Genomic DNA, 12039 nt, shown 5'->3' on the forward strand with positions numbered 1-12039 from the left:
GGATCGACAAGGGCCCCTTTGCAAGGCAATGCCTACCTGTCACGAAACTCGTGCAACGTTGTTTGCGCGCACATCTTGTTTACGTCAGGAGACACACATATGAGGCCAGAAATTGCTGTGCTTGATATACAGGGACAGTTTCGGGTTTACACGGAGTTCTATCGGGCAGATGCCGCCGAAAAGACCATCATCATGGTCAACGGCTCACTGGCCACGACGGCATCGTTTGCCCAGACCGTGCGCAACCTGCACCCACAATTTAATGTCGTACTTTACGATCAGCCTTATGCAGGCAAATCAAAGCCTCATAACCTCAATGAAAAGCCGCTGAGCAAAGAGCTAGAAGGTCAGATCCTGCTTGAGCTGATCGACCACTTCAACGCGGAGCACGTGATGTCGTTCTCGTGGGGTGGCGCGGCGACGCTGGTTGCCCTTTCCCATCGACCACAGCGGATCGAAAAGGCCGTGATCAGCTCGTTCTCCCCGGTGATAAACGTACACATGCGCGACTATCTGGAGCGCGGTATCACGCACCTCAGCGTTCATGATCGTTATGAAGTCGGCAATCTGGTCAACAGCACCATTGGCAAACACCTGCCGCCGCTGTTCAAGCGTTTCAACCATCGGCACGTGAGCAACCTGGACACCCACGAATACGACCAGATGCACTTCCACATCAACGATGTATTGACCCTGGATACCAAGAGCTACCTGACGGTCGCGCAGAACATCAACGTGCCGGTGCTGTTCCTTAACGGTGAGTGGGACGAGTACACCGCGGCCACCGATGCCAGACTGTTCGCCCCTGTTGTTAAGCACAGCACCTTCAGCACCATCCAGAGCACCGGGCACTTCCTAGACATGGAACACAAATCTGCCTGCCGTGACTCGCGTGAAGCCCTGATGGACTTCCTCACGGCAAAACCTGAGGCCCGCAGCCGATCAACCTATCACTACCAACAGGCACAACCCCTACATGCCTTCGCCCTCTGAACCCGACGCACGACCGAGCAAGGGAACCCATCCGCCCGTGCAGCACGCACAAACAGGCGCGGATGGGCTCCGTTCGAGACAGGTATTCAGGGAATTAAAAACAGGGGTGAGAAATTAGCGCTTCAATTCAGCGTGCCGTTCTGGTACAAAGTCAGCCGCTTCAGAGCGGGTGTAGTTTAGTGGTAAAACGAAAGCTTCCCAAGCTTTAGTTGAGGGTTCTTACTGGACAACCGCTTTTGTGAGCGAGCTTCACTAGCAAGACATGCGGGTATAGTTGAATGGTACAACTATTGCTTCCCAAGCAATCGGTGAGGGTTCGATTCCCTCTACCCGCTCCACATTCCGTGATCTAGGGCACGTTCAGGCTTTCTGCCTCGTACTCTGAATCCCCCGAAAGCCCCCCCTTACCCCCAACCACAAATCCCGAAACGACCTCACTCACAAACGTGATGACTAGTTACCCATGCCCATTCGATACCGCACAACGCTACGAGCCGCCGCCTGAACTTCTGAGTTAGCTCAACCCGCACGCAGCGATAAGCCCAGCCTCTCCACGAGAAGTCGACTTTCCAGACAATTGGATGGTGTTGAATCGAAAAGGGCCCGCCATACATTGCTTAAGGCCAGTTGAACTCTGCGCTGATGACCCGAAAGCTAAGTGACATTCCGCTGCCCCTCCCCTGATACCCCTGCCCTGCGACACGCACTTGGCCAGATCGCTACGCCCGATGATCTGCAAGCCAAAATTCCTGCCTCTGCAAGAGAGGCGCTGGCACTACGAGCAAGACGTCACCCACAAAGTCGTCAATCCACGACAGAAGTTCGCCAGTGACGATGACATAGCCCTTGTTGCTGCTGCATAGAGAGGCTTGAGCGCTATCCAGGGGCCGAGCTGCTACGGTCAGTAGGCGCTGGAAAGCGGAGTAATGGTTACAATCCTTGAGGACTGCCCCACCGAAAGCTTCGAGTTCTTCGTGGTCTTCCCTTCAACGAAGTACCTGCCAGAGCGTGTCATGGCCTTGGCCGACTACCTGAAACATCAGCTGAGCCAGCAGTCGGAGCTACAGCTAATCAACGCTTGAATGAAAGTCAGCCGGTCATCTGAGTGATCGTTGAGAACCTATGAAAAACGCTACCAAGCGCCGATTTTTGACGGTTTCATTGTGATAGTGCCGTAGCCAGAAGTATTTTCTGAGGATTCCCCTATTGACCCTCTTGAGGTCGTTATCTTCATAATGCTCACGGTAAGCAGCCCAATATTCCCGAATCGACTCGACAACGAAGATTTGCTGAGCCTTGAGGTATTGTGCGCACTGCATACGCGTCGCTAGGACAGATGGGCGGGTCGCAGGGTGGAACATCGCCCTGCTAACAGCGGGTGACCTTAGATCTTGACCCGCCAGCATCAAGTCGAGCGAATTCACCCAGGTGATACCGTTTTCCGCCACCAAGAACTCTGAATCACCATACATTCGGCTGAAGAGCTGCCGAACTCTACCCATTAGCGCCTCGTTTTGGACTACATCGTCTGCCAAGGCAATGCGAGCAAACTTAGCCTTGCCTTCAGTCTCACTCGCGGCGCTAAGGCCTGCGCCCACAGCAAAGCTGTCGCGAATGTCGCAAAATTGAGTAGAGATGCCGCCTCGGAAGGTGATTTTTTGTTCCAGCAGACATTTGTGCATCAGCATGCACAACCGAAAAATGAGTAGCATCAGGGCGTTGGCAGAGTGCGTTAGCACCTGATCAGCATCCGTCTCTTCCTCCATTTCTTTCGGCTTGAACGTCACGACCACCGAGTCAGAGATGCAGGTACTTTTGACGTCATACCAATCGTAGGGGTTGTGTCCGCCAGTCATCCTGTACCCCTCAGCGAGCGCCTGCTCATGACCGGTCAAAACATCCCGATTGCTGATCATAAACTCCAATAGGTCTTGCGCCTGCTGGTCGGTGGTGACCACCGTGTTCAGCTTCTTGAAGCCCAGCATGTCGATAAACACTGTCCACCGCACTGCTTTCATTGCGTCGAAATCGCTTCTCAGAGAGGGTCGGTCAGGGTGGCTGGTCAGGATGGTACGTGAAACACGGGTACGGTGATGATTAGCTCGCGATTCGAGTCGTCCGGCTGGTGGAAGACTAGCGGAAGCCACTTTCGTGCCGGTACGCCTCTTTGCGCTTGAAGCTCGCACGCGCCTGGACAGTAGCATCGATGCCAGCCAGCACCTTGCTGGTATCAACGCCCTTGTTGAAGACCAAAATCGCCGTCTTGCTATCTCGCCAGGTCGTGAAGCCGAGCAACTGATCGATGGCCTCTCCGAAGGCCTTGGGCCCCTTCCAGAACTTGCACTCGGCGATGAAAACGTTGCTATCACCCCTCGCGCAGCAGGATGACGGTCTTACCGCTCATGTTGAAAGTCTCGCCTGAGGCTTTGCCCTCAAACTGGGCGTTGAGCTGTACCAGGAAATGTTGCCGTAACGCCTCCTCGTCCATGGACTTGAAAGCGGCAGGACTGCGCTCCACGACCAATGCCATGTCCTGCATGATTTTCAGCACGCGCTCGTACTGATCCATCGCCCAGGTAGGTTCCGACTCGAAAGGCTGGGATGTAGCCGGTTGCAGGGTGGGTACGGACTCGCGGCGAGCGGTGGGTACAGCGTAGGTTTTCGGTGCATCTGAACACTGTCGAACAGGGATACCCAGGTCTGCCGTGCGCTGAGACTTGGCCAGCAAACGCTTCTTGCGATCGTTCACCACCTGCGCGGCCAGATGATGAGCGACGCATTGTGCGCGTTGATCTGGTATTCCTGCCATCCGGGGTATTGCTCAATATCCATCAGCAACCGGTCAATCTCCGGACGTGTCTCACGCGGAGAATCTGAAGGATACTGGAACTCAAGGATCAGCTCACTGCCAGCCACTTTGGCGCGCGGAAGGTGGGTCGACCACTGCTTCGATTGGCAAAAGAAGAAAAGCTCACGGCCATCGAACGGCACATGAACCGTCACACACTCTCTAGGCACGAGCGCAGGCCGCCTCATGTCACGTATAAACCAACGGGAGTCGCCCCGGACGCTGAAGTTAAACGAAGAGGAAAACACATTCAGCCGAGTGCGGTCATTGAAAGCCCACAATGACGTCATCAATGTAAATAAACTATTATAATAATGGTACCAATAGTTTATTTCAATTGATAAACGCAAAAAAGATTAGACCTATGAGCTATACCAATTGTATATCACATGAATTATAGCGAGTCAATATATGATTAAGCCGACTTTAACCGAACGTGACCAAGCGGCGATTGGATCAGGTCGAAAGGTTGAACGGGTTGATCAGCAATGCACTCGCAAAGGCAACTTGAAAAATGTCCTTCTGGTGCATACCGAGCCGCCGCGCCTCTACGAAACGGCAACCGGGCAACCGGTGCCCTCATTTAACGCCTACTCCCGAGGCATCCACAGACAGCTGGGAACGAAAAGCTCACGGGCGAGAAATGAGCAATACACCTACCGCAATGCGGGCTTCATTGACTACCTGTATGAGTCCAGAGCGATCGGCGCCGGCCAGATTGATCCGGAAGCGCTCGGCGAAACGATCAATTCCTACTTCATCTTTTTGACCCAAGGAGTCAACAGCACCGACTTCGTGGTCAGGACGGTGGCTAAACGGCTGGGTCGGACGCCAATCAGCGTTGTCTCGGCCCTTGCCTATAAAGCTGCCGCCAACCATTTTCTGCGGCTTCACGCAGCTCTCCTGAGGGACTCATTGGCCATGGCCAACTTCCTCAACCCGGGAATCGTGATCGAGGCCCCAAACGAACTCGATGCTTTGGCAGATCGACGTCGGAGCAAAATCGAGATCGAACAGATGCGTTCGAAGCTCATGGAGTTCAAGGAAAAACCTGCTGACGTCTATCAGACCGCGCAGGGAGGCCTAGAGGGCGGAAAGGCTCCCAAAAGCAAGCCCCCAAAGGAGTTTCCATCACGTCGAATTTTGAGCCTGATCGAGAATCTGCCGCCCTTAGAGAAGGTAGTTGCCTTGCTCCAAGCTGGCGGTGGTCTCCGACAGTCCGAAGCCTGGGCCATGAGAAACGATGAAATCAACTTGAAGGAACGCTCCCTTCGCATAGAAGACCCTAACCACTGGCGCGACCCTTCCGCTAAAGATTTGCCCTTCAAAGGAAGGACGACAGCAAGAATCTACATGTTCGAACCCTTTGAAACCCTCTTCTATGATGCTTTGGCTGAATACAAGGCAATACGCCCCACCTCAGATAGCGAGTTCCTTTTTATATCAGACAACCGCAATAACTATGGTGAGCCATTGGTCGATGCTGTCAAACCGAACTCGCTTAACCGCAGGATTAATCGCGCACTCGCAAAAGCTCAACAAAAAGCAGGAATAACTGATAGCACACCTACGAAGTTATATACTTCCCATAGTCTTCGTCACTTCTACGGCTATTGGGCCAGGAATTTTGTCTACATCCCTGGGCGTCGTGGAGTTGGATTAACCCTAGGTGAGATTCAGGTGCTAATGGGGCACGCAAATATCGCATCCACTATTATTTACGCCAAGCTCGACCAAGAGGTGCTCATGGCCGAAATTCACGCTTCGCAGCAAATGGCGGCTATCTGGAATGAAACCAGCAGTATCGACAGCCTGCGTGCGGATGCGTATGAAGCCTTGGCACAAGATCTGCGCGGACGCTTGGCAGCATGATTAACGTATCGAAAGAAATTCGGTTAATCGCGCCCGAGAAGTTGCACGCTGCTTCAAAAGTGATTTTCAGTAAAATGACCGAGCCATTAACGTCCAAGCGGGTGAACCTAAACGAATACTCAAGCGACAGGCAGTACCACAAACGTCACGCCATCGTAAAGTTCTGCCGATTAAGATCCGCTCGACAGACGTCCGAGAGTGATCTGAACAATATTTTCAAAATTACCCTGCTGGAAGGTGATGGTGGCCCTCCGGCGTCAACGCTGTATCACCAACTGACAGGTATACGTCCCGACCGACCAGAGGACGTGACGGGCTTAGTAGTTCCATTTAAGGCGCTGCTCTGCCTGCTCTGGGCAGAGAAGATAGTAACCTTGCCATTCATATTCGAGTTGAGCTCTGCATGGAAAAAGAATCCAGAGTTGGAAAAACAAACCTGTGGGTTTATTTTCGAGGTAGCAAAGGGCTCAAACAACATTGAAAGAGCCTCCAGAAGGTGGCAGTACCGCACGTCATGGCAATCTAAAGATGATGTGAATTTTGACGAAATCTGGGCCGCCATACCTGAGATAGTGAGTCTTAAACTTGATAAAGGAAATAAACACTTCTCTTTCATACCTTGGCTCAAGAAGTTCTCGGCCATGTTCAGCGAAATCGTGTCTCCTGAACAGTGCTTCTACCTTGAGCGATATCAAATGTACCTTATATCAAAACGCGCCCACAACGAAAGTATTGCTCAAAATATTAAGGATTATGATGAGTATGTAAAATATTATGTTATGACACCTGAGGAAGCGCAAAACATACCCACGCACGACCGAAAACTTCGTCGCTACAAGATCAGAAACATTAACAGAGAGTATGCTCGCTCTTCTCCGACAGCTAAGCTTAAAAGAAAAGAGCGAACAATCATAGAAAGACAGATGGCTCGAATAGAAAAGGCGCAGCGCGTCGCAGACGAAAGCGAAGCCTTGTATAACGAGCTTCACTCTTCGATATCCGCCGAGGACTACCTGCTTTTACTATCTCTACCTCCGCGAAAGCCTGACTTCAATTGGGTGACAAACGATTTCTATCCCGGTCGCTCACACATCGAAATCGAGAAGACCTACCGTCAGTGGGTAACGATGGCGGAGATATTTGTTGCCAAACTTATCAATCCTAACAACCCTAAAAACTCCAGAAGCTATATAGACAACCAGATCCAGCATATCAAATTCTTATTTGACTACATATTTTTTTACCTACCTATGTGGAAAGAGCTGCATCCTACTTCCACACTTCGGCTGCCAGAAACCATCATTGACTTCGAGCGAGTGGTATTTTGGTGCGACGATCTAATTGACCATGAAACCGTACAATCGATTTATCGAGATCATGACATTTCTGGCAACCTTGAGATGCCACTGACCGGATTGAAACTTCGCACGTTGATGTTCACGGAGAAATCTACTAAACCCTTTGTTAATTCAGTGCATCTCTTCTTTGAGCTAGTAAGAACCTATGGCGCACCTCATGGGTTTGTAGATGGTGGGTATGCCAATCCCGTCAACCGCTCCATGGATTCGACTGGAAGTGGCGGACGATCGAAGTCTGACAAGAAGCCATTCCCTCGGGACATTTCAATTATCGCAAAAGCCTACATGAGCGCGCTTGACGCCATTGGCATCAACATCAGAAACTCCATATTAGATGGTCGCATTGCTCCTGAAACAATTGCAGAAATCAAATCAAGCGATTGGATTGATCTCACGAAAATCCACCTCGGCACCACGGTAACTTTACGCAGTTCCAAGCGTCCACTGGAGACCTATCAGATACCCATTACAATCATACCCAACATCTACAACTGGTGGTATGGCGATTACCACTCAACCAACGCAGCCACCATTGTTACGGCATACTTGCCCTGGCTTTCAACACTCAGGATGCTGGCTATCGGACTATTTGGAGGCCAAAGAATACAAAATGGCCAATGGTTGGATCTCAGAACGTTCGACAATTTTTATCACGAAAAATACGTTGACGCTTTCAATCTCTGCACGCTGCATGTCAACACAGACAAATCTGGGAAATCGAGGGATGTTGTGATCGATGGCGATGTCATGAAGAGTCTCATCGATGAGCGATATTTTCAAACGGAGGTTTACACCAGAGCTCCTGGCCTTGTTTATTACGAGAATGACCCGAGGGATCCTAACAAATACGGCATGATTTGCCCATTGTTTAGAAGTCCTTGGGGAGACCACGACCTCCCTTTTTCGGACGGGACATACTCTGACGAATGGATACATTTTTGCAGGGGCTTGGAGCAGGTATATAACTCCATTGTAAGTCCCGACTCGCATCACAGCTTCATAACCATAAGCGCTTCTGGCAACGAACTGGCGGTGCATGTCCCACACTCTCTTCGGGTGGCGTGGATTTCTCACATGCGATTGTACGGGCACCTCGATGTCACCTATACCGCTCAGCAAGCTGGTCACAAAATAAATGATCAGATTGCTGTGACAACCGACTACTATACAGTGGTTACTCCCGAAGATATGTTAGAGAACATAGGCCGTGCTAATAGCATCGTCACAGACATTGCCTATGAAGCGCTGATGGGCAAGATTAATCAGCCGAGCTCGCCGGGCAGCGCCATTGTTAAAGGGTGGCACGAAAACAAGGCGCAGCTCGTCAAAGATCAAAAATTCAGAAGCCAGCAATTTTATCTCATCGATAGCCAAGAATCAGGCACAGATTTGATAGCCACAACCAAAGCCCTGCCGGGATTTTACACTCATTGTATCTGCATGCGTGATGGCGACTGCCCCAAGAAACTTGTGGAGTTCACAGGACGTTCGAGAGTTTGTAGCCTTTGCGATGCAGCAGTATGGGGCATCGATCATTTGCCAGGCATGAATGTAAAGATGCGACAGGCTCAAATCAACAGTCTTCAACTCGTGGATAAAATCAGTCAGCTGGCTGACGCAGCCATTTCACAAGCTGAGATGGAGCCATACCATCACGAACTGACAATCGCTCGCTACGAGATCGCATCATATAAACATTTGGCCGATCACCTTAATGAAGTATTGGATTCGGACAATAAAAATCCAGGGTATATTTCCCGCTACCGTGACCTCGTTGGTGCTAAGCGACATGCTGTAGACATGTCAAACCCTCTCCACCGGGTTATTGCGGGAATTATTGATTCTGAAGCCTATCCGCACTTAACTTCGGCCAATTACCCCTACATGGTTGAGCGGCTAGCCAAGAACCCAGACCTTCTAAAATTAGAACTAAGCGATCCTACGTCGAAGCAGCTTATCGCCTGCCAGATAGCCACCATCCTCAGAAGCTCAGACTTCACTTTTGAAGAGGTGATTACGCTTGTTTCAAATCCTTACCTGGCCCTGGAGCGTGAAAAAATTGAATAATCATCGTTCTGACCAGCTGACGCTTCAGGATAAAAATAAGCATGATTGGAAGCAGGAGCAACTCAATAGAACTTTGGCAAAGACCAAAGCTACTTTAGAGTCATTGATCAAAAAAAATGTGCCGCCCTACAAAAATTTTTCAAACTTGGCCAGGGATGTGGCTCTCATTGTTGGCGTGGATCCTTCACTTTATAGAAAATCAAATACACCTCAAAAGAGACTTTTTGATAGCTATGCTGTGAAACTCTGCACAAAGATCCCCCGAGTACTTGCAGAATCCTTGATTCCAGAAGAAACGCTTCAAATCAAACTTAGCGAAGCGAAACATAGGATTCTGGTTCTGGAAAATATATTGAGCGATCTATCAAAAAAATCGAAACCAAAAATACCCATGATTAAAACTGACAGTTTCCTGCACGCTTTCGAAACGACCTGCAAGCTAATCGAAATCATATTGAAAGAAGATCAGTTCCTATATTTTGAAAAAGGTCGCTTGATGACCCGCGCAACGATGACAGCAGTTCCCGCATCACTCTCTGATGCAAAAACTTGCAAACCCTTCTTGGACTGGCGCCATGCAAAAAACACTAATCTTGGATCGCTTAGCACAGCTGAACTTGAAGAATCGCTTCGCTCTTCGACTGAAAGAGGAAATGGCAAAACTGATTGAGGTAGACGCCTTTATGCCCATGAGGAAAGGCAGCATTGATCTTACATGGTTGGCAGCCAGGATTGGCGCCACTCGACAAATATTTTATGCCCGCCGAGGCAACCCCGAAGTGCATATACTCCTAGCGATGCTGAATGAATTCCTGGAAAGCTCGATCGCCACTCTTCCCGGAGGCGCGCCTCTAAATATTGAAAATTCCAGATTGCAAACCGAATTGACCCTGATCAAGCAGGAAAATTCGACGCTGAAGCAACAACTTCGATCGGCGCGTCATGTGCTAAACATGATCCACGCAGGCGGCATCGTACTGAGCGATCGCCCATGAAGAAGTACCTCATCAAGCGGCTAATCCATCGGCTAGATGGCATCAGCCAAATCACCTGCGTCCACTCAGGGAACGGTAGAATCGCCTCATTGCGCTTTCGCACTGATGCATTCGATTTTCCGCTGCTTGCCGGGCGCATGTACATGCTGCGAACCGCTGCACGTAGCCATGGAGTCAACCTGATAGCTGCTCTGGAATGTGGCCTAGACATCTCGGCCTGGGTCACGCTCATTGAACACAACTTTTTCCTCGCCGATATTCAGCTCAAACCTGCTGCAAAACGACTGCTCAACTCCCTGGACGCAGCTCAACGCGAGAGGCTTCTAGCCAGTCTCGTCCAGAATGACCTGAAACCCTGGCAAGGAGTACTCCCAGCGCCGCAATGCACTCTGCTAGGGGTAGCGTTCCAAGAGTCTCAGCAACGGTTCCAGCACGTTAAAGGACTCATGGCCTGGGGGCTTCCTCAAACGCGCGCAGAAGCCTGCTATGACACGTTTGGTTCCGATGCATGCGCCGTTCCGCTTGCCAGGCTCAAGGCCCTCTTGTCGTTCGGCACATCGCAGTTGATTCAATCAGTCCTGTCCTCACAAACGAGTTTGGACGCCAGCCAACGTGCGGCGCTTGAGCTACTGACCTGGTTCAGAGATCAAGGCTCGAAGGGACGCACGATCTTTCACAAGACGGAGCTGCCCAAGTCCTCCGGAAAGGCCCTCGAACTCTGCACCGACCGGGGCTGGACAATTGTTGATGGGGAGTACTGCCAACTCAAATCCCACGCTATGCTTCAGGTCGCCGTGCGCAGACAGCTCGAACGCCTATCGAGCAGTTTTTTCCCCATCTATACGCCTCAGGAAGTCCAGTATAGTTATTCCAGATACAGCCAAGTCATCGCATCCTATGACCATCATAATTACCAAGACGAAATCATCGTAGCCATCAACTCAAGGCTGTCGGTGATCAGTGCCCGTGCTCTACCAAGCGTTTGTGAGTTCACGAGCCAGCTGTCCGGCACCCTGCAGATCTTGTACGCGCCGGCTCCTCAGCTCGTCGTGTATTCGAGCTCCATGCTGCCTATCTATGATGCCTGTACTGAGAACGTTGCAGTTCCTTTCCACGAACTCCCACCTGACCTCGCTGAGTACGGCACCGTCATCATCACCGACTGCCATCTACTGACGCTCAGTGACTTCTTGGTGGCCCTCCAGGGAGTCCCTGCCTCCACGCGGGTGGTGCTATTCGATGCCCGGCCAGCTATGGCTGAGCAACCAGCACATTTCCTGGACGTTCTCAAAGCCTACTACCCCACCATCGCCCTGCACGCTGCGAGTCACCCCGTATCAGCGATCCCAGCGCCGAACCTTGAGCTCAACGGCGAAGACCAGGTGTTCAATGTCCACTGGGCCGAGCAATGGCACCAAGCGTCAAAGGGTGAAATTTTTGTCAGTGACTCTCCCTCGCTGATCGCAACGATCAATCAGCGTCTGGGTCGAGTGCGAGCACCGGTAGTCCTTCAAACCCAGGAGACAAGTTTCAGAAAGCATGATCTGATCAGAGTGCGGCCAGCCCATGCCAACAAGTGGGATCCTTTCATCTGCCGGATTCATTCCGTCAGAGGAAAGGGGCTGTTTGTGGAAGCGGAAGGCAGGTACTCCACCTTGTCACCTGAGTTCGTTGACGAGGCGAATGTGTCACTTGGCTTCGCCATGTCTCCAGAGGCAGCCGTACAGGCAGGTGCACGATCGGTCGTGCTGATCGCAGCGAAGGCATCGAGGCATGCTTGGATTGATTATCTCAAAGCCTATCGAATTGAGGTCAAGCAGGTGTATGTGCATGATCAACCTATGACGGCGAAGACAATACCGATCTTTCACCAACGGCTGACCCCACTGGTTGAGTAGGGCCTTGA

At 51.0% G+C, this 12039-nt stretch carries 11 protein-coding genes and 1 tRNA gene; 9 read left to right on the forward strand and 3 right to left on the reverse strand.

All coding sequences use genetic code 11. The annotated features are described in order from the left end of the window. Positions 1-99 precede the first annotated feature (99 nt). The 3 genes from ABRP31_RS21705 to ABRP31_RS21715 all read left to right on the forward strand — a co-directional run bounded on the left by ABRP31_RS21705 (position 100) and on the right by ABRP31_RS21715 (position 2075). The gene (locus ABRP31_RS21705; RefSeq protein WP_349969783.1) at positions 100-993 is read left to right on the forward strand and encodes an alpha/beta hydrolase; all 894 of its coding nucleotides are present in this window, start codon (positions 100-102) and stop codon (positions 991-993) included. 264 nt (positions 994-1257) lie between these two features. Continuing rightward, positions 1258-1331: transfer RNA gene (locus tag ABRP31_RS21710), tRNA-Gly, on the forward strand. A 588-nt stretch (positions 1332-1919) separates the two neighbouring features. Then, complete coding sequence (locus ABRP31_RS21715) at positions 1920-2075, forward strand: hypothetical protein (protein ID WP_167355830.1); 156 nt, start codon at positions 1920-1922, stop codon at positions 2073-2075. 15 nt (positions 2076-2090) lie between these two features. On the opposite strand, the gene ABRP31_RS21720 is transcribed toward ABRP31_RS21715, so the two are convergent. Continuing rightward, the gene (locus ABRP31_RS21720; RefSeq protein ID WP_349969781.1) at positions 2091-3011 is read right to left on the reverse strand and encodes a hypothetical protein; all 921 of its coding nucleotides are present in this window, start codon (positions 3009-3011) and stop codon (positions 2091-2093) included. Between the two features lie 133 nt (positions 3012-3144). Between ABRP31_RS21720 and ABRP31_RS21725 the strand changes: the two genes are divergently transcribed. Then, positions 3145-3381 carry a hypothetical protein gene (locus ABRP31_RS21725; RefSeq protein ID WP_141695260.1) on the forward strand — a complete coding sequence of 79 codons (237 nt, stop codon included), beginning with the start codon at positions 3145-3147 and terminating at the stop codon, positions 3379-3381. On the opposite strand, the gene ABRP31_RS21730 is transcribed toward ABRP31_RS21725, so the two are convergent. Beyond that, positions 3359-3742, reverse strand: coding sequence for a hypothetical protein (locus ABRP31_RS21730; RefSeq protein ID WP_147468546.1), 384 nt, complete (start codon positions 3740-3742; stop codon positions 3359-3361). The genes ABRP31_RS21725 and ABRP31_RS21730 overlap by 23 nt on opposite strands. Next, positions 3739-3996, reverse strand: a complete 258-nt coding sequence (locus tag ABRP31_RS21735) for a hypothetical protein (protein WP_065992385.1) — start codon at positions 3994-3996, stop codon at positions 3739-3741. The genes ABRP31_RS21730 and ABRP31_RS21735 overlap by 4 nt, the downstream gene beginning before the upstream one ends. Before the next feature lie 256 nt (positions 3997-4252). On the opposite strand from ABRP31_RS21735, the gene ABRP31_RS21740 reads away from it, so the two are divergent. The 5 genes from ABRP31_RS21740 to ABRP31_RS21760 are packed head-to-tail and all read left to right on the forward strand — an operon-like array spanning position 4253 to position 12031. Continuing rightward, entirely contained in the window at positions 4253-5713 is a 1461-nt protein-coding gene (locus ABRP31_RS21740) for a site-specific integrase (RefSeq protein WP_083233253.1), read from the forward strand. After that, a complete protein-coding gene (locus ABRP31_RS21745) occupies positions 5710-9138 on the forward strand; it encodes a site-specific integrase (RefSeq protein ID WP_122280364.1) in 3429 nt (1142 codons plus the stop codon). Before ABRP31_RS21740 ends, ABRP31_RS21745 begins: the two co-directional genes overlap by 4 nt. Beyond that, positions 9122-9808 (forward strand): hypothetical protein, encoded by a 687-nt coding sequence (locus tag ABRP31_RS21750; protein ID WP_227447887.1) that lies wholly within the window; start codon positions 9122-9124, stop codon positions 9806-9808. Before ABRP31_RS21745 ends, ABRP31_RS21750 begins: the two co-directional genes overlap by 17 nt. Beyond that, the gene (locus ABRP31_RS21755) at positions 9792-10133 is read left to right on the forward strand and encodes a hypothetical protein (RefSeq protein ID WP_226504912.1); all 342 of its coding nucleotides are present in this window, start codon (positions 9792-9794) and stop codon (positions 10131-10133) included. Before ABRP31_RS21750 ends, ABRP31_RS21755 begins: the two co-directional genes overlap by 17 nt. Continuing rightward, positions 10130-12031: a hypothetical protein gene (locus ABRP31_RS21760; protein WP_065992381.1), complete on the forward strand. Its 1902-nt coding sequence runs from the start codon at positions 10130-10132 to the stop codon at positions 12029-12031. Before ABRP31_RS21755 ends, ABRP31_RS21760 begins: the two co-directional genes overlap by 4 nt. Positions 12032-12039: the final 8 nt, after the last annotated feature.

The organism is Pseudomonas caspiana (assembly GCF_040224095.2).
In the GTDB taxonomy this organism is placed as follows: Bacteria; Pseudomonadota; Gammaproteobacteria; order Pseudomonadales; family Pseudomonadaceae; genus Aquipseudomonas; species Aquipseudomonas caspiana.